The following is a 17,640-nucleotide window of genomic DNA, read 5'->3' on the forward strand; positions in this document are numbered from 1 at the left end:
GGTCGCCGGGCGCGAGGGCGGGTTCGGCGTCCAGGCGGTCGCGGAGCAGGGTGGCCAGCTCGGTCAGGCCCTGGGCGGTGCGGGCCGACAGCGGCAGCACGGTCGGGGCCGGCCTCGGCGCGGGCACCGCCGCGGTCTCCGGGGCCTGCTCCAGCACCAGGTGGGCGTTGGTGCCGCCGACGCCCAGCGCGCTGACCCCGGCCCGGCGCGGGGCGGGGCCCTGCGGCCAGTCCCGGCGCTCGGCGGCCAGCCGGAACGGGCTGCCGGCCGGCTCCAGCGCGGGGTTGGGGCTGGTGAAGTTCACCAGCGGCGGGATGGTCCCGTGCCGCAGCACCAGCAGGGCCTTGATCAGGCCCGCCATGCCCGCGCAGGTGTCCAGGTGGCCGATGTTGGGCTTCACCGAGCCGAGCGAGCAGAACTCGGTGGCCCCGGTCCGGGCGCGGAACGCCTGGTCCAGCGCCCGGAACTCGATCGGGTCGCCGAGCGGGGTGCCGGTGCCGTGCGCCTCGACGTAGCCGATGCTCTCGGCCGGCACGCCCGCGAGGTCCAGGGCCCGGCCGATCACGGCGGCCTGCCCGTCCACGCTGGGCGCGGTGTAGCCGACCTTGCGGCCGCCGTCGTTGTTGACGGCCGAGCCGAGGATCACCCCGTGGATCGTGTCGCCGTCCGCGAGGGCCCGGTCGAGGCGCTTGAGAAGTACGGCGGCGACGCCGTTGCCGCCGACCGTGCCGCCCGCCCCGGCGTCGAAGGCCCGGCAGGCGCCGTCGGGGGAGAGGATCGACCCCTCCTCGTAGCGGTAGCCGGCGGCCTGCGGGATGTGCAGGGCGGAGGCGCCGGCCAGGGCCAGCTCGCAGTCCCCGGCCAGCAGCGACTGCACCGCCAGGTGCACCGCGACCAGCGAGGTGGAGCAGGCCGTCTGGACGCCGATCGCCGGGCCGGTGAGGCCCAGCCGGTAGGCGACCCGGGTGGCGGCGAAGTCCGCCTGGTTGCCGATCGCGGTCTGCAGGGCGGCGAGCGGCTCGGCCGGGTCGGCGGTGGTGGCCAGGGTGTGCTGGTAGTAGGTGCGCAGCGCGTACAGGGTCATCCCGGTGCCGGCGAAGACCCCGACCCGGCGCTCCGGGTCCGGCGCGTCGTAGCCGCCGTCCTCCAGGGCCTGGCGGCAGATCTCCAGCAGCAGGCGCTGCTGCGGGTCCATCAGGGCGGCCTCGGTGCCGCTGATGCCGAAGGCCTCGGCGTCGAAGTGGTCGATGTCGGGGATCGCGCCGGTGACCGGGACGAAGTCGGGGTGGCGGTACTCCTCCTCCCGCAGCCCGGCGGCCGCCAGCTCCTCCTCGGTGAACCGGGTGGTGCTCCGGACGCCCTCGACGATGTTCCGCCAGTACTGTTCCGGGGTGTCGGCGCCCGGCAGGCGCATGGCGAGGCCGACGATCGCCACCCGGCGGTCCTCGCCCGGTCCGGCGGCGGGGGATCCGGCGTGGGCGGTGGCCGGGGCGGACGCGGCGGCGGGGGCGGCCGGTTCGGCGGCCAGGTGCGCGATCAGGGCGTCCACGGTGGGGTGGCGGAACAGCTCGGTGGGCGCCGGGGGCGTGGGCAGCGCGGCGCTGAGCGCGCCGTGCACCCGCATCAGCTGGAGGGAGCCGATGCCGAGGTCGGCGAGCGGGCGGCCCGGGTCGAGCGGGCCGTCGAGGACGGACTCGAAGGCGTCCAGGACCAGTCGGCGCAGACCGGCGGATGCGGCCTGCCCGGCGGCGGGTGCGCTGGCCCGTACGGCGGGTGCCGGTGCCGGTGTCGGTGCCGCGCCGGACGGCGTCGCGGTGGACGGTGTCGGTGACGGTGCCGGGGCGGACACCGGGCGGGGCTCGGCGGCGAGCAGGCGGCGCCGGGCGGCGGGGGAGCTCGGGTCCGGGCCGGCGTAGTGGTGGCCCGGGGCGCCGGCCAGCAGCAGCGCGGCGAGCCGGCGGCCGTGCGCGGCGCTCAGCACGGCGATGCCCCGTCCGGCGGCGGCCTGCTCGTTCTCGGCGTCGCGGTTCATGCCGATCCCGCTCCACAGGCCCCAGGAGATCGTCCAGGCCGGGGTGGCGGTCTCCCGGCGCAGCCGTTCGACGGTGCTCTCCAGGTAGCGGTTGGCGGCGGCGTACCCGGTGGAGCCGACGGCCTCCTGGAGGCCGATCATCGAGGAGAAGGCGACGAACTGGGCGCCGGGCCGCTGCCGGACCAGCTCGACGAGGTGGTCGGTGCCCTCGCTCTTGGCGCGGACGGCCTCGCGCCAGCCCTCGGTGTCGGTGTCGGCGAGGAGGGCGAGGCGGTAGCCGCCGGCCAGGTGGAGCACGCCGTCCAGCGGCGCCCCCCACTCCCGCTCGGCTTCGGCGAGCACCTCGGACAACTGCTGACGGTCCGTCACATCGGCTTGGCGGTAGGTGACCTGTCCGCCCTGCGCGGCCAGCCGGCGCAGCGCGGCCCGGCGCTCGGCCGCCTCGGCGGTCGGGGCGTCGAGGTCGCTGCGGCCGACGATGAGCAGCCGGGAGCCGTACTCGCGCAGCAGCCCGGGCAGCAGCTCGGCGGCGATCCCGCCGAGTCCGCCGGTGACGAGGTAGTGGGCGCCGGGGGTGAGCAGCGAGCAGCCGGGCCCGTCCGGCCCGGGGGAGGTCCCGGGGCCGGTGTCGGCGGTGCCCAGCCGGGGCACCCACGGGCGGCCCGCGCGCCAGGCGGTCTCGGGCTCGGGGCGGGGGTCGGCGAGCAGGGTGAGCAGGGCGGCGGCCCGGTCGGCGGCCGGTGCGCCGTCGGGCAGGTCGAGGTGCCGGGCGGTGGGCACCAGCTGTTCGGCCCGTGCCCCGGCCGTCAGCGCGGCGGTCAACGCGGCCCGGGGCCGGGGGAGTTCGCCGGGGAGCACGGCGTGCAGTCCGGTGCTGACCGAGACCAGCTCGCCGACCGGGGCCCGGGCGGGGAGTGCCCGCAGCAGGGCGAGCAGCGCCTCGTCCGCCGGCGGGGCGGAGGCGTCCTCTCCGTCGGTCGACGGGGTGGGTACGTCCTTCCCGTCCGTCGCGCTCCACAGGTAGACGAGCCGGTCGGCGGGCCGGTCGCCGAGGGCCCGCAGCCAGTCCTCGGGGTCGGTGGTCGGCGGCCGGTCCACGACCAGGGCGTTCGGCAGGGCGGCGGCCAGCGCCTCGGTGAGGGTGCCGGGGCCGGACGGGCCGAGCAGCAGGATCGTTTCCTCGCTCAGCGGGGCCGTCGGGGCCGCCGTGACCGGGCGGGGCTCCCACACCAGTTGCCGCACGCAGTCCGGCAGGGTCCGGGCGTTGGCCTCGGCGAGGTCCAACGCGACGATGTGCTCGTCGAGTTCGCCGTCCAGCAGCCGCCGGCGCAGCGCGGTGCGCTGGATCTTGCCGCTGGTGGTGCGCGGGAAGTCGGCGGCTGGCACCGGGAGCACCAGCGCGGGGGCCGGCTGGCGGCGGGCCGCCAGCAGCTGCCGCACCTCGGCGGCGACGGGCGGCGCGGGGGCGTCCGGGTCGCTCTGGACGTAGGCGATCACCAGCTGCTCGGTGCCGGTGCGCTCGTCCGGCACCCCGAAGGCCGCGACGTGCCCGGAGCGCACCCCCGCCACGGAGGCCACCACGTCCTCCAGCTCGTGGCAGAAGTAGTGCACGCCGTTGACGATGATGATCTCCTTGCGACGGCCGGTGAGCACCACCTCGCCGTCCACCAGGAAGGCGAGGTCCCCGGTGTCGAACCAGTCGTCGCCGACGAAGGACTCCTGGTTGGCCGGCGGGTTGTTCAGGTACCCCGGCGTCACCCGGCCGGAGCGCACCTGGAGCCGGCCCACCCAGAGCTCGGGCAGCACCCGCCCGTCGTCGTCGGTCACCCGCATCCGGGTGCCGGGCGCGGGCCGCCCCATGCTGAGGAAACCGGTGCCGCGCTCCGCCGAGGCCGGGTCGGCGGGCTCCAGCCGGCCGGTCAGCGAGTCGGTGCGCACCAGGCGGCGGGCGCCGTCCTCGTGGTAGCGCTTGTAGGTGATCACCGTGCAGGTCTCGGCCATGCCCCAGCCCAGCAGCAGGTGCTCGGGGCGGACGCCGAACGGGGCGGTGGCGGCCAGGAACTCGTCCAGCACCGCCTCGGTGCACTGCTCCCCGGCGTTGATCAGCGACTTGACCGAGGAGAGGTCCCAGTGCCGGCCCGGCCCGGCCGCACGGACGGCCTCGGCGACCAGCCGGAAGCCGAAGTTGGGCGACCAGGAGTGGGCTCCCCGGTGGCGCTCCAGCGCGTCCAGCCAGACCAGCGGATCGGCGAGCACGAGTTCGGTGGGGATCTGGACCTGGTCGGCGGCCAGCACCACGTCGCGCAGGTGGAACATCAGCAGACCGGCGACGTGGTCCAGGGGCAGCCAGTTGACGGTGGTGTCGGCCGGGTCGCAGCCCTGGGAGACCGCTCCCGCCACGTACTCCAGGATGCCGCGGTGGGTGATCTGCACGGCCTTGGAGCGGCCGGTGCTGCCGGAGGACAGCTGGAGCATCGCGACGTCGCCGGGAGCCGGGGCGTGCTCGGCGCCGGCGGCGTCCGGCCGGTCGGTGGCGTCCGGCCGGTCGGTGTCGGCGGGCCGGTCGACGGCGATCACCCGCAGACCCGGCGCCGGGTACAGCTCGCCGAGCCGCTCCAGGCCCGCCACGGCCGGGCCGCAGGCCAGCACCGGCGGCTCCTCCAGGGTCTGCCAGGCGTGCCAGAGCTTCTCCAGGACGGGGTTGCGCTCGTGGAAGTCCGGCGGGCGGGCGACCGTCACCGGCTGCACCCCGCCCAGCAGGCAGGCCCACAGGGTCGGGAAGTAGAGCTCCGGCTCCGGGACCTGGAGGATCACCCGGTCCCCGGGGCGCAGCCCGGCGGAGGCCAGCGTGGCGAGGATCTCGCGGGAGCGGTCGAGCAGCTGGCGGTACGTCACCCTGGTCGTCCCGCCGCCGGCCCGGACCAGGTGCAGCCCGCGGTCGGGGTGCAGCTCGGCGGCGCGCCGCAGGGCCTCGGGCAGGGTGCGGGGCGCGTCCGGCGCGGGGGCGGGCAGCGGGGCGCCGACGGCCTCCGTGCCGGGACCCTGGGGCGCGGCCGTCGGCTCCGTCGGGGCGGGGCCGGTCGCGGCCGAGGCCTCGCCGAACGGCCGCCAGCGGTCGGTGAGTTCGCGCAGGTGGCGCAGGGCGGGGCCGGGCGCGGCGGGCGGCCGGGTGAAGGCCGCGGCCAGGGCGGCGGCGTCGGGTTCGCCCTCGGGGGTGCGGACGATGCCGTCCAGGAGGCGCACGTCGGCGCTCGGGTCGGCGTCCAGCAGCGCGGCGGCGGCCCGGCGGCGCAGGGCCTGGGGATCGTCGTCGACGGCGGGCACCAGGTAGGCCAGCAGACCGGGGCGGCCGTTCTCGTGCTCGACGGGCAGCAGCGCGCAGTCGGCGATCTCCGGGCGCAGCAGCAGCCGGGCTTCCAGGGCGCGCAGCCGGCCGTGGTCGGGACCGGTGGGACTCATGAGGTTCGGCACCTTTCGGATCGGTGCCGGGGCGCGGGTGTGGGCCGCCCCGGGGCAGGGAGGGGAGCGGAGACGGGTGGCGTGGAACGGTGGGCGGCGGCGCGGGGGCGCCGTGGTGCGGTGCGGGCCGTGCGGACGGGCGCGGGGCGCCGGGTGTGCGGACGTACGGCGTGGTGGTGCGTACGTGGTGGTGGTGCGTACGGCGTGGCGGTGCGGACGGCGCGGGGGGCGCCGGGGTTCGGGGAGGAGCCCGGGCGGGCCGCTCAGCGGCGGCGGGCGCGGGCGACCATCACGAGGAAGCCGAGCGCCAGCACGATGGGGACGGAGTGCGAGACGCCGACCACGGTCAGCGGGCTGAGCAGTGCCAGCAGGGAGCCGCTCAGCAGCATCCCGGTGCCCATGCCGATGTTCTCGGCGGAGGCGAGGATGCCGAAGGCCTCGCCGCGCCGCTCGTCGGCGAGGGCCTGGATCCGGGTGGTGTAGGAGATCTCGGTGAAGCCGTCGCCGAGGCCGGCGCCGATCGCGGCCAGCAGGAAGAGCGGGGTCGGGAGGTCGGTGAAGATCAGGATGAAGCAGGCGGACATCAGGCAGGTGCCCAGCGCGAAGCCGCGCTCGCCGGGCTCGATGCCGCGCCGCAGCATGAACCGCGAGACCAGCTGCTGGGCGCCGAGGTTGCCGATCGCCCAGGTGGCCCAGAAGGTGCCGAGCAGGGTGGCCGGGTTGCCGGGGGAGGACTGGTTGGCGAAGACCGGCAGGCTGATGTTGTGGGCGGCGGAGCCGAAGGCGTCCAGCAGCCGGATGCCCGCCATGGCGCCCACCACGGGGGCGGCCCGCAGGACGATCAGTGCCTGCCAGCGGGGGCCGCGCCGCCGGGGTTCGGCGGCGGCCGGGTCCGGTTCGGCCGCCGGCTCGGTGGGCTCGGCGGGCCGGGCGGCGCGGGTGGGCAGGGGCAGCCGGACCACCAGGGCCCCGAAGAGGACGAAGCTGGTCGCGTCGATGAGCAGGGCGGCCCGGAAGCCCGCCCAGGCCACCACCACGCCCGCGGAGGCGAAGCCGAGCACCATCGCGGTGGACCGGCAGCTCGCCATCACGCTGTTGGCCCGGGCCCGGCGTTCGGGACCGACCATCTCCGGGATGCTGGTGCGCAGGGCGACGGCGGCCACCGCGGCGGCTCCGCCGAGGACCAGGGCGAGCGGGTAGAGGACGGGGATGCGCATCGAGGCCGGGACGAGGGCGACGACGACCAGCGCCAGCGCCTGGGCCAGGGCGCAGCCCGTCATCAGCCGCCGTCGTTCGAGCCGGGCGACCAGCCGCCCGGCGACCAGGCCGCCGATGACGCCGCCGCCCAGTCGCAGGACCAGGTACCCGGCCGTGCCGAGGGCGTTGCCGGCGGCCTCGTAGGCGAACAGGCTGAGGGCGATCAGGTCGAGCTGGCTCCCGTACGTGTTCAGGGCATCGCCTGCGGCCAGCCGGTAGAAGACCCGGGGCAGCTTGTTCGCGGGCTGGTGCGGTGCTTCGAGTGCGGTGTCCGGCACCGTATCCCCCCAGGGTACGCCAAATGGCGCTTCAGTGTGACATTGCACCGCAATTTAGAGGGGAACGGGCTCTGGATCAATACTTAGATCATTCCATGTCCAAAAGATCGCAAGGTCGGCCGACTTACTGTCATCTTTCGCGCCACCCTGGCCAGTTGTTGGCGTACGGACGGGAGGGGGGCGGGTCAGCCGCGGCCGAACAGCCTGCCGAACCAGCCCTTGCGGGTGCGCCCCCGGGTGGCGCAGTCGCACCGGGCGGACGCGGGCACCCCGGCCAGGACCTGCTCCACGTGCATCCCGCACCCGGCGAAGGTCGGCTTCCCGCAGGTGCGGCAGGCGACTCGTCGGCACATGTCGTTCTCCGTTCTCCGGGCCTCCCGGGAGTGGAGACCGTCCCGCCAATATACCCCACCCCGTATTCAGGATGTCGGATTCGTCCCGCTGCCGGGGGTGGGGCGGCGGCCGGGCGAATCGGGCGGGGCGGGTCCGGAAGGGAGCGGGAGGGGAGCGGGGCAGGGAGCGGGAGGGCGGTCAGGCCGTCGCGGGGCGGGCCGGCGGGATCGCGTAGGTCAGCGTGGCGCTGGCCACCAGGACGTCGTCGGCGTCCAGCAGTTCGGCCAGCACCACGCACAACCGCCGCCCGAACTTGGCCGTCCGGGCGTGCACCCGCAGGGCCCCGGGGCGCGGCCGGTTCAGGAAGTTGATCTGCAGCGAGCTGGTCAGCGCCATCAGGGTGGGGCCGAGCCGGGCGTTGATCAGCAGGAACGCGGCCAGGTCGCACAGGCCGGCCTGCTCCGGGCCCGAGACGGTGCCGCCCGGGCGGACGCGCAGGCGGTCGCCGTCCACCGCCAGCACCAGGGTGAGGGCGTCCACCGCGGTGACCCGGCAGGCGGCGTAGTCGGGGAACTGGTCGGCGATCAGGGCATTGAGCTGATCGGGGCCCAGGAGGACGTCGACGGTGGCGACCGCCGTGTTCGAGTCGGTGGTCATGGGGCTCAGCGTAACCGTCGGACCGGTGGTGCGCCCGGGGCGTTCCAGGCCCGCTTCCGGCCAGCTTCGTTCCCCGTGGTCAGCGGCCAAGATCGGTTACGCGCGCGGGAATTCGGCATGTCATGGCAGTGCCGTCCGAGCCGGAACCGGGCGCTCCGGAGGGTCCGGGTGGCCGAATCCGGTCGGCACCGTTCGCTAGGGACCTTGTTCGGCCCAAAATGCAGCACCTACGCTCCGAGCAACTGCAGCGGAGCCGGTGTGGAGCTCCGCCGGCCGCTGGGGGGCGGCGTCATTTTCCTTGCGGTCGTCATCGAGGGCCCCGGTGGAAGCGGGCCCCCGGCCGCTCACACCCGCCATGTCCTGCTTCAGATTCCTGCTTCGGAAACGGGGTGTTGTGCCATGGGTATTTCCATTCTGGACGACGAGGCGGTGGTGGTCCGCACTCCCGACGAGTTCCTGGCGATGCCGGAGGAGTACCGGGAGATCGCCATCCGCGGGATGGTCGTCAACACCGAGGGGGAGCTCTCCGGCGGCGACGACTACGTGCAGGTCTTCCTGCCGCTGGCCCCCGACGCGGAGGAACGGCAGGTCTGCGCCGAGCGCGCCGCCGAGGAGTACGACCACTACAAGATCGGCAAGCGGGTCCTCGGCGAGATCGGCGTGGACACCACGTACATGGAGAACCAGACGCTCGCCGAGCGCAACCTGTTCCGCGCCCAGGAGTTCCACAACTGCACCACCTGGGCCGAGCGCGGCATCTTCTCCTACATCGGGGAGGAGACGGCCATGGTGATGATCTCCGAGTTCGCCCAGAGCAGCTACCGGCCCTGGGCCGACGCGGTGCGCACGATCATCCTCGACGAGAAGGTGCACATCGCCCACGGCGCCCGGGTGTGCCGCAACCTCGCCGCCACCGACGACGGCCGCGAGCAGCTCCAGCAGGCCCTGGACCGGCTGTGGCCGACCTTCATCCGGATCTTCGGCAGCCCGCGCTCCGAGCGCGCCAAGCTCGCCGTCCGCTTCGGCCTGCGCCAGACCACCAACGGCGAGGCCTGCGACCTGTGGCGCGAGAAGGTCACCCCGCGCATCAAGAACCTGGGTCTGCGCCTCCCGGAGTAGCAGGAACAGCAGCACGCCGATCCCGCGACTCCCGAGGAGCCCACCGCCATGGCAACACCCGTCACCATCGAACAGCGCCCGCTGAGCCGACGCGAGGCCAAGGCGCGCACCGCCGAACTCATCGCCGACCGGCCCGACCTGGCCGAACGGCTGCACCGGCTGCGCCGGCTGGGGCGCGAGGTGCGCTCCTGCGAGGTCCACCTCACCAACACCTGCAACATCCGCTGCAAGGGCTGCTGGTACTTCGAGGGCGGCTTCGACACGGCCGTCAAGGAGCTGTCCGACCTGGACCGCATCCGGGCCTTCGCCCGCAAGCTCGCCGACGACGGCGTCAACCAGGCCACCCTGATCGGCGGCGAGCCCACCCTCGTCCCGCGCCGGGTCGAGGCCTTCGTCGAACAGCTGCCGTACATCACCATCTCCACCAACGGCCTGCGCCCGATGCCCAAGCAGGGCTTCGAGAAGATCGCCATCGCGGTCAGCATCTTCGGCGGCGGCCCGCTCGACGACGACCTGCGCGCGATCCGGGTCAACGGCTCCAAGTTCAGCGGCCTGTTCGACACCGCGCTCTCGCACTACCGCGACGACCAGCGGGTGCTGTTCATCTACGCGCTCTCCGAGGCCGGGGTCGAGCACATCGAGCCCACCGTGCGGAAGATCGCCGAGAACGGCAACATCGTCACCTTCAACTTCTACAGCGAGCACGGCACCGAGACCCCGCTGAAGATCGCCAACGAGCAGCGGGTGCTGGACGAGGCGCAGCGGGTCAAGGACCTGTACCCGCACGCGGTGGTGAGCCACCCGTACTTCATCGAGACCCTGGTGACCGGCCGCACGCACTGGGGCGGCCGGTTCGGCTACGACGTCTGCCCCAGCCTCAGCGTCGACGCCCCCGAGCACGAGGACCGCGTCGCCAACGGCAACCCGGTCATCCCCGGGTTCAACGTCTGGGGCGCCGACTACGAGTCGCTGCAGTTCTGCTGCACCTCCGGCGACTGCGGCGGCTGCCGGGACAGCCAGGCCGTCTACAGCTGGCTGGTGGTCAGCGCCAACCGCTTCCTGGACGACGCGGCCCGGCTGGAGCAGTGGCTGGACATCGCCGAGAGCTACTGGCGGCAGTGGCACTGGGCCCCGTACCACTCCACCAAGGCCTGAGCCCGCGGCCGCAGCGCCGCACCGTGCCGGACCGCCGTCACGTCCCACCCCGCACCGCCACCGCCGCCCCGCGCGGACGAGGAGAGCCATGCCCGACACACTGGACCGCACCGCCATCGAGAACTTCGTCGTCGACGCCCTCGTCGACCTCGGCGTCGAACGCGAGGGCATCGTCGACGACGCCGCCCTGGACGAGCTGGAGATCGACTCGCTCGACATGGTCGAGCTCAGCCAGTCCATCCGCAAGCAGCTGGGCATCCCGGTGAAGCCCAAGGACTTCGACCAGCTGTACACCGTCGGCGAGGTCCTCGCCCTGTGCCGCCGCAAGGCCGGGCTGGAGTGAGGCCCAGGGCCGTCGTCACGGGCCTGGGCGCGGTGACCCCGCTGGGCGTGGGCGCGGACGAGCTGCACCGGCGGGCGGTGGCCGGCGAGAGCGGGCTCTGCGACGGGCTCGGACTGTGCCGGGACTTCCGGCCCGCCGACCACCTGTCGCGCCAGCAGATCCGCCGCACCGACCGCTTCACCCAGCTCGCGCTCGTGGCCGCCGCCGAGGCCCTGGCCCAGGCGGGATGGACGGACGGCCCGCCGCCCTACCCCGCCGAGCGGATCGCCTGCGTGGTGGGCTGCGCGCTCGGCGGGACGGCGAGCTTCGAGAGCCAGGCCGAGGTGCTCCGGGAGCAGGGCGGGGAGTTCGTCTCCCCGCTCATGGTGCCCGCCATGATGGCCAACGCCGCGGCCTCGCAGATCGCCCAGCGGTACGGCTTCCGGGGCGAGGCGCTCTGCCTCGCCTCGGCCTGCAGCAGCGCGACCCAGGCGATCGGCACCGCCCTGCTGCTGCTCGCCGCCGGCGCCGCCGACGCGGTGCTGGTCGGCGGCGCCGAGGCCTCCACCTCCGAGCTGGTGCGGGCCGCGTTCCGGACCGCCGGGGCGCTGTCCGAGAGCGGCCGGTCGGTGCCCTTCGACCGCGACCGGGACGGCCTGCTGATCGGCGAGGGCGCCGGGATCCTGCTGCTGGAGACCGAAGCCGGCGCCGCCGCCCGGGGCGCCACCGTGCTCGGCGAGGTGCTCGGCTACGGCGCCACCTGCGACGCCCACCACCTCACCGCCCCGGACCCGACCGGCGAGCCCGCGGCCCGCGCCGTCACCCTGGCGCTCGGCGCGGCCGGGATCACCCCCGGGCAGCTCGGCTACCTCAACGCGCACGGCACCGGGACCGTCCTCAACGACCGCTCGGAGTGCGACGCGCTGCGGCTGGCGCTCGGCCCGGCCCTGGAGGACGTCCCGCTCTCCTCCACCAAGTCCTGCACCGGCCACCTCTTCGGCGCGGCCGGCGCGGTCGAGGCCATCGCCACCCTGCAGGCGCTGCGCCACGCCACCGCCCCGCCCACCGTCGGACTGCGCGAGCCGGACGAGAAGCTCGGTCCGCTCAACCTGGTCCGCCGCGCCACCCCGCTCGGCCCCGCCACCCTGCCCGGCGGCCGCCGGGCGGGCCTCTCCACCTCCTTCGGGTTCGGCGGGCACAACGCGGCCCTGGTGCTGGCGGCGGCCGGCGCCCCGGGGACGTCCGGTACGACCTGCGTGAAGAAAGGCCAGGAGTGATGCTCGGCTTCCACGGACGCCGCTATCTGATCACCGGGGTGCTCAACCAGGACTCCATCGCCTGGCACACCGCCAGGGCGCTCCAGGAGGCGGGCGCCGAGGTCCTGCTCACCGGCTTCGGCCGGGCCCGGCGGATCACCGAGAAGGCGGCGGGCGTCCTGCCCCGCCCCACCGAGGTGCTGGAGCTGGACGTCACCCGGCCCGAGGACCTCGCCCGGCTGGCGAAGGAACTGGAGCAGCGCTGGGGTGGGGTCGACGGCGTGCTGCACGCCGTCGCCGCCGCCCGGCAGACGGCGCTCAGCGGCAACTTCCTCACCACCCCGCCGGAGGACGCCGGCCTCGCGCTGCGCACCGCCGCCGTCTCCCTGCACTCGCTGACCACCGCGCTCGCCCCGCTGCTCGCCGCGGACGGGCGGCGCGGCAGCGTCGTCGGACTGGACTTCGACGCGAGCGGCGCCTGGGCCGGCTACGACTGGATGGGCGTGAGCAAGGCGGCGCTCGGCGCGGTCTGCCGCTACCTGGCTATGTACCTCGGCCCGTCCGGCGTCCGGGTCAACCTGGTGGCGGCCGGCCCGGTGGAGACCGTCGCCGGGCAGGCCATCAGCACCTTCGACCGGATCGCCGACCGCTGGCAGGCCGAGGCGCCGCTCGGCTGGGACCGCACCGACCCCGCCCTGGTGGTCGGCCCGGTGCTGTTCCTGCTCTCCGACCTCGCCGCCACCGTCAGCGGGGAGATCCTGCACGCCGACGGCGGGATGCACGCCGTCCGGATGGGCACCGGCCCGGCCTTCGCCGAAGGAGGCACGGCATGACGCCCGCGATCGTGGGGGTGGGCGCCGCCCTGCCCGAACGCGTCGTCCCCAACGCGTACTTCGAGCGGATCGGCGCCTCCCCGGAGTGGATCGTCAAGCGCACCGGCATCGAGGAGCGCCGCTTCCTGGCGCCGGACGGCCGGCTCGCCGACCTCGTGGTGGCCGCCGCCGAGCAGGCGCTGCGCGGCTCCGGCCGCAGCGCCGCGAGCATCCGGCACGTCGTGGTCGCCACCATCACCCCCGACCGGGTCACCCCCGGGGTGTCGGTGGAGGTCGCCGCCCGGCTCGGCATGCCGCAGGCCACCGCCTTCGACCTGCACGCGGCCTGCGCCGGGTTCGTCTACGGCCTGGACCACGCCGCCGCGCTGATCGAGACCGGCCGGGCCGACGCGGTGCTGGTCTGCGGCGCCGACGCGCTGACCAGGATCACCGACCACGAGGACCGCGGCACCGCGGTGCTGCTGGCCGACGGCGCCGGCGCCGCGGTGGTCGCCGACGTGCCCGGCGCGCCCGAGCCGTGCTTCTCGCTCGGCAGCGACGGCGAGCAGATCCCGCTGCTCTACGCCGACCGGGAGGACCGCAAGCTGCGGATGGACGGCCGGGAGGTGTTCGACCACGCGGTGGAGAAGATGTCCGCCGCCACCCGGGAGGTGCTCACCCGGCGCGGCCTGACCTGCGAGGACCTCGACCTGTTCGTCGCCCACCAGGCCAACGCCCGGATCGTGCGCGCGGTCGGCAAGGAGGTGGGGCTGCCCCCGGAGCGGCTCTACCTGAACGTGCACCGGGTCGCCAACACCTCGGCGGCCTCGATCCCGCTGGGCCTGACCCACGCCCGCGAGGAGGGCCTGCTGGACGGCCCGAAGCTGCTCGGCCTCGCCGCGTTCGGCGCCGGCATCACCTGGGGCGCCGGGGTGATCGGCTGGCGGCCGGGTGCCGGTGGGGAGGCCGGGACGTGAGGACCCCCCGGTTCCCCGTGATCGCCGAGATCGCCGCGCCGGACGGCGCCCGGCTCACCGTGCGGGCGCTGGCCCGGCCGGAGCCGACCGCCCCGGTGGTGGTCGTCCTCCCGGCGATGGGGACGGCCGCCCGGCACTACACCCCGCTGGTCCGCGCCCTGCACGCGGCCGGGTTGAGCGTGGCCACCTGCGACCTGCGCGGCCACGGCGAGAGCCGGCCGGTGCCCCGGCACGGGGTCGACTTCGGCTTCCGCGAGCTGGTGGAACACGACTTCGGCGCGGTGCTCGACGCGGTGGCCGGGGCGTTCCCGGGCGCGCCGCGCCTGCTGCTCGGGCACAGCCTGGGCGGGCAACTGGGCCTGGTGCACTGCGGGGTGTACCGGCCCGGGCTCGCCGGCGCGGTGCTGGTGGCCAGCGGGTCCGCCTGGTACCGGACCTTCGGCATGCCGGCGGGCCTGCGCCGGCTGGCGCTGAGCCAGTTCTCGATCGTCGCCTCGGCGGTGCTCGGGTACTGGCCCGGTGAGCGGTTCGGCTTCGGCGGCCGGGAGTCGGCCCGGCTGATGCGGGACTGGGCGCGGCAGATGCGCACCGGCCGCTACCGGGTGCGCGGCGCCGTCACCGACTACGAGGGGGCGCTGGCCCGGGTCGACCTGCCGGTGCTGGCGGTTGACGTGCAGGGCGACGAGCTCGCCCCGCCGCGGGCCGTCGACCACCTGTGCGCCAAGCTGCCCCCGGGCCGGGCGGAGCGCTGGAGCTACCGCGCCGCGCAGGCGGACGGCCGCCCGCTGGACCACTTCCGCTGGATCCGGCACAACCGCGGGCTGGTGGAGCGGATCGCCCCGTGGATGCTCGCCGCGGCTTCGGCTTCGGCCGCGGGTGCGGGTGCGGGTGCGGGGTCCGAGGACGGCGCCGCGTCACAGAGCGGCATCCGTCCGACCGTATGAGGACCAGACCGAGCCCCGCCGTCCCGAGGAGCATCCGCATGCCCGTCGCCCCCGACCCGTCCGCCGCGAGCGCCGCCGCGCCGTCCGCCGGCGACCCGTCCGCCGGAGCGGACCTCCCGTACGGCATCCCCGACCTGCTCTCCGCGACCGCCGCCCGCTGCCCGGACCACCCCGTGCTGCGGCTCGACGACGAGGTGCTGGACTTCGCCGAGCTGGAGGCGCGCAGCGCCCGGGCCGCGCACTGGCTGGCCGCCCTCGGCGTCGCGCCCGGCGACCGGGTCGCCGTCCTGCTGCCCAACGTGCCGGAGTTCGCGGTGCTCTACTACGGCATCCTGCGGGCCGGGGCGGTGGTCGTCCCGATGAACCCGCTGCTGAAGGCCCGGGAGATCGAGCACTGCCTCGGCGACGCCGGGGCCGCCGTGCTGCTCGCCTGGCACACGGGCGCCGAGCAGGCGGTCGAGGGCGTGCGGCAGACCGGTACCCGGCTGGTCGCCGTCGAGCCCGCCGCCCTCGCCGCGGCGCTCGCCGAGCAGCCGTCCGGCCCGCCGGAGGCAGCCGGACGCGGGGGAGAGGACACCGCGGTCATCCTCTACACCTCCGGCACCACCGGGGCGCCGAAGGGCGCCGAGCTGACCCACCGCAACATCGTGTGCAACGTCCGGGCCGGCGTCCGGGTGCTCGGGATGGTCGAGGGGGACGTGATCTTCGGTGGGCTGCCGCTGTTCCACTCCTTCGGCCAGGTGATCGGCCTCAACTGCGCGGTGGCGGTCGGAGCCTGCATGACGCTGGTGCGGCGCTTCGACCCGCTCGCCGCGCTCTCGGTGATCCAGCGCGACCGGGTGAGCGTCTTCCTCGGCGTCCCCACCATGTACACCCTGATGCTGACCCACCCGCGGCGCGCCGAGTACGACGCCTCCTCGCTGCGGGTGTGCCTGGGCGGCGGCGCGTCGATGCCGCCCGAGGTGCTGCGCGGCTTCGAGAGCGACTTCGACTGCGTGGTGCTGGAGGGCTACGGGCTGTCCGAGTCCTCGCCGCTGGCCTGCGCCAACCGCAGCGACCGGGAACGGATCGCGGGCACCGTCGGCATCCCGATCGAGGGGGTGCGGATGCGGATCGTCGACGACGCCGGCCGGGAAGTGCCGGACGGCACGGTCGGCGAGGTGGTGATCCGGGGCCACAACGTGATGAAGGGCTACTGGCGCCGGCCGGACACCACCGCGCAGACCGTCCGGGACGGCTGGCTGCACACCGGGGACCTCGGCACCCGCGACGGGCGCGGCGACTTCCGGATCGTCGACCGGCGCAAGGACCTGATCATCCGCGGTGGCTTCAACGTCTACCCGAGGGAGGTGGAGGACGTGTTGTACGAGCACCCGGCGGTCGCCGAGGCGACGGTGATCGGCGTCCCCCACCCCACCCACGGCCAGGAGGTGGCCGCCGCCGTGGTCCTGCGCGAGGGCGCGTCGGCGACGCCGGAGGACATCCGCGCCTTCGTCAAGGAGCGGGTCGCCCCGTACAAGTACCCGCGGCTGGTCTGGACGGTCGACGCGCTGCCCAAGGGGCCGACCGGGAAGATCCTCAAGCGCGAGGTCGTGGTGCCCGAGCGGGGCTGAGCGCGCGGGGTTGAGCGCGCGGGGCGGCCCGGTCGGGCCGCCCCGGCCGGTCAGACCACCCGGCGCATCCAGCCGTGGACGTCCTCGGCGCGCCCGTACTGGATGTCCAGCACGTGCTCGCGGATCGCGATGGTCTGCTTGCCCGGCGTGCCGTTGCCGACGGTGAACTCGTAGCCCTCGCCCTTGAATCCGACGATCGGGGTGATCACCGCGGCCGTCCCGGCGGCGAACACCTCGGTGACCGTGCCGTCGGCGGCGCCGGAACGCAGCTCGGAGAGGGTGATCGAGCGCTCCACCGGGGTCAGCCCGAACTCGCCCGCCAGGGCCAGGATCGAGTCCCTGGTCACCCCGTCGAGGATGTTGCCGAGGCCCGGGGTGACCAGCTCGCCGGCCGAGGTGACCAGGCACAGGTTCATCGTGCCGGACTCCTCCAGGTCGCCCTCGCCGCCCGTGTCGTCCAGGAACAGCACCTGGTCGCAGCCGTTCTTGCGGGACTCGAGCTGCGCGGCCAGGCTGGAGGCGTAGTTGCCGCCGCACTTGGCGGCGCCGGTGCCGCCCCGGCCGGCGCGGGTGTAGTTGCTGCTGACCCAGAGCGTGATGCCGGTGACCCCGCCGGGGAAGTACGGACCGGCCGGGCTGGCGATGACCGAGTAGGCGATCTCCTCGGCGGGCCGGACGCCCAGGAAGGCCTCCGAGGCGAACATGAACGGCCGCAGGTAGAGGCTCTTCTCGTCGGCGGAGTCCGGCACCCACGCCTCGTCGGCGCGGACGAGCTCCTCGACGCTGGTGAGGAAGTCCTCCTCCGGCAGCACCGGCAGGGCGAGCCGCTCGGCGGAGCGGGCGAAGCGGCGGGCGTTCATCTCCGGGCGGAACAGCCAGACGCTGCCGTCGGCGCGGCGGTAGGCCTTCAGGCCCTCGAAGATCTCCTGGGCGTAGTGCAGCACGGCGGCGCTGGGGTGCAACGAGTACGGCACCAGCGCGGAGACCTTGCGGTCGTGCCAGCCCTCGGCGGGCGTCCAGGTGGCCGAGGCCATGTGGTCGGTGAAGAACTTGCCGAACCCCGGTGCCGCGAGGATGGTGCGCCGCTCCTCCTCGGCCACGGGGTCGGTCGTCCGGGACAGAGGGAAAGCGCGACTCATCGTCAACTCCTCGACACTGCTCTGGAATCTGTGCGAACCGGCGCCGGTGGTCGGCGTCATACCCGTCATGCTAACGGTCGTCAGCCGGACGTGATACGGCGCGGCCCGGTCGAACCCGGAACCGCCGGTTCCCCGCGAACGGCGGCTCCGGCCCGTCGCGGTCCACTCGCCGACGGTGTGACCTGCGACGGAGCCCCGCCCGACAGCGGCCCCGCGGGCCGGGCGGGAAAGATCTCGACACCCGGTCGAACGAGTGATCAAATATCGGCGGCCCGCGCACCGAACCG

At 74.9% G+C, this 17,640-nt stretch carries 13 protein-coding genes; 8 read left to right on the plus strand and 5 right to left on the minus strand.

Annotated elements, in window-relative coordinates; genetic code table 11:
• From AB0E96_RS08780 to AB0E96_RS08795, 4 genes are all read right to left on the minus strand, one after another.
• Positions 1 to 5,491: SDR family NAD(P)-dependent oxidoreductase (locus AB0E96_RS08780; RefSeq protein WP_359820315.1), on the minus strand; the 5,491-nt coding region annotated here is incomplete at its 3' end.
• 263 nt (positions 5,492 to 5,754) lie between these two features.
• The gene (locus AB0E96_RS08785; protein WP_359820318.1) at positions 5,755 to 7,026 is read right to left on the minus strand and encodes an MFS transporter; all 1,272 of its coding nucleotides are present in this window, start codon (positions 7,024 to 7,026) and stop codon (positions 5,755 to 5,757) included.
• Positions 7,027 to 7,211: 185 nt separating this feature from the next.
• Positions 7,212 to 7,379: a hypothetical protein gene (locus AB0E96_RS08790; RefSeq protein ID WP_359820320.1), complete on the minus strand. Its 168-nt coding sequence runs from the start codon at positions 7,377 to 7,379 to the stop codon at positions 7,212 to 7,214.
• A 178-nt stretch (positions 7,380 to 7,557) separates the two neighbouring features.
• On the minus strand, positions 7,558 to 8,016 hold the full coding sequence (locus AB0E96_RS08795) for a PaaI family thioesterase (RefSeq protein ID WP_359820322.1): 459 nt from the start codon (positions 8,014 to 8,016) through the stop codon (positions 7,558 to 7,560).
• Between the two features lie 399 nt (positions 8,017 to 8,415).
• Between AB0E96_RS08795 and AB0E96_RS08800 the strand changes: the two genes are divergently transcribed.
• From AB0E96_RS08800 to AB0E96_RS08835, 8 genes are all read left to right on the plus strand, one after another.
• Positions 8,416 to 9,135 carry a Phenylacetic acid catabolic protein gene (locus tag AB0E96_RS08800; protein ID WP_359820325.1) on the plus strand — a complete coding sequence of 240 codons (720 nt, stop codon included), beginning with the start codon at positions 8,416 to 8,418 and terminating at the stop codon, positions 9,133 to 9,135.
• 48 nt (positions 9,136 to 9,183) lie between these two features.
• Positions 9,184 to 10,290, plus strand: a complete 1,107-nt coding sequence (locus AB0E96_RS08805) for a radical SAM protein (RefSeq protein ID WP_359820328.1) — start codon at positions 9,184 to 9,186, stop codon at positions 10,288 to 10,290.
• Positions 10,291 to 10,378: 88 nt separating this feature from the next.
• The gene (locus AB0E96_RS08810) at positions 10,379 to 10,633 is read left to right on the plus strand and encodes an acyl carrier protein (protein ID WP_188301678.1); all 255 of its coding nucleotides are present in this window, start codon (positions 10,379 to 10,381) and stop codon (positions 10,631 to 10,633) included.
• Positions 10,630 to 11,889 carry a beta-ketoacyl-[acyl-carrier-protein] synthase family protein gene (locus tag AB0E96_RS08815; RefSeq protein ID WP_359820331.1) on the plus strand — a complete coding sequence of 420 codons (1,260 nt, stop codon included), beginning with the start codon at positions 10,630 to 10,632 and terminating at the stop codon, positions 11,887 to 11,889. Before AB0E96_RS08810 ends, AB0E96_RS08815 begins: the two co-directional genes overlap by 4 nt.
• Entirely contained in the window at positions 11,889 to 12,701 is an 813-nt protein-coding gene (gene fabI, locus AB0E96_RS08820; RefSeq protein ID WP_359820333.1) for an enoyl-ACP reductase FabI, read from the plus strand. Before AB0E96_RS08815 ends, fabI begins: the two co-directional genes overlap by 1 nt.
• On the plus strand, positions 12,698 to 13,657 hold the full coding sequence (locus AB0E96_RS08825; RefSeq protein ID WP_359820335.1) for a beta-ketoacyl-ACP synthase 3: 960 nt from the start codon (positions 12,698 to 12,700) through the stop codon (positions 13,655 to 13,657). Before fabI ends, AB0E96_RS08825 begins: the two co-directional genes overlap by 4 nt.
• Positions 13,654 to 14,601: an alpha/beta fold hydrolase gene (locus AB0E96_RS08830; RefSeq protein WP_359820337.1), complete on the plus strand. Its 948-nt coding sequence runs from the start codon at positions 13,654 to 13,656 to the stop codon at positions 14,599 to 14,601. Before AB0E96_RS08825 ends, AB0E96_RS08830 begins: the two co-directional genes overlap by 4 nt.
• Positions 14,602 to 14,639: 38 nt before the next feature.
• Positions 14,640 to 16,214: a long-chain fatty acid--CoA ligase gene (locus tag AB0E96_RS08835; protein ID WP_359820340.1), complete on the plus strand. Its 1,575-nt coding sequence runs from the start codon at positions 14,640 to 14,642 to the stop codon at positions 16,212 to 16,214.
• 50 nt (positions 16,215 to 16,264) lie between these two features.
• On the opposite strand, the gene AB0E96_RS08840 is transcribed toward AB0E96_RS08835, so the two are convergent.
• Positions 16,265 to 17,353, minus strand: a complete 1,089-nt coding sequence (locus AB0E96_RS08840; RefSeq protein WP_359820342.1) for a branched-chain amino acid aminotransferase — start codon at positions 17,351 to 17,353, stop codon at positions 16,265 to 16,267.
• Positions 17,354 to 17,640: the final 287 nt, after the last annotated feature.

It is taken from the genome of Kitasatospora sp. NPDC036755 (genome assembly GCF_040636595.1).
Classification (GTDB): domain Bacteria; phylum Actinomycetota; class Actinomycetes; order Streptomycetales; family Streptomycetaceae; genus Kitasatospora.

Excerpts from the sequence above, each read along its gene's own strand:
- AB0E96_RS08790 (WP_359820320.1), bottom strand. The coding sequence starts at position 7,379 with ATGTGCCGACGAGTCGCCTGCCGCACCTGCGGGAAGCCGACCTTCGCC.
- AB0E96_RS08795 (WP_359820322.1), bottom strand. The coding sequence starts at position 8,016 with ATGACCACCGACTCGAACACGGCGGTCGCCACCGTCGACGTCCTCCTG.
- AB0E96_RS08800 (WP_359820325.1), top strand. The coding sequence starts at position 8,416 with ATGGGTATTTCCATTCTGGACGACGAGGCGGTGGTGGTCCGCACTCCC.
- AB0E96_RS08805 (WP_359820328.1), top strand. The coding sequence starts at position 9,184 with ATGGCAACACCCGTCACCATCGAACAGCGCCCGCTGAGCCGACGCGAG.
- AB0E96_RS08810 (WP_188301678.1), top strand. The coding sequence starts at position 10,379 with ATGCCCGACACACTGGACCGCACCGCCATCGAGAACTTCGTCGTCGAC.
- fabI (WP_359820333.1), top strand. The coding sequence starts at position 11,889 with ATGCTCGGCTTCCACGGACGCCGCTATCTGATCACCGGGGTGCTCAAC.
- AB0E96_RS08825 (WP_359820335.1), top strand. The coding sequence starts at position 12,698 with ATGACGCCCGCGATCGTGGGGGTGGGCGCCGCCCTGCCCGAACGCGTC.
- AB0E96_RS08835 (WP_359820340.1), top strand. The coding sequence starts at position 14,640 with ATGCCCGTCGCCCCCGACCCGTCCGCCGCGAGCGCCGCCGCGCCGTCC.
- AB0E96_RS08840 (WP_359820342.1), bottom strand. The coding sequence starts at position 17,353 with ATGAGTCGCGCTTTCCCTCTGTCCCGGACGACCGACCCCGTGGCCGAG.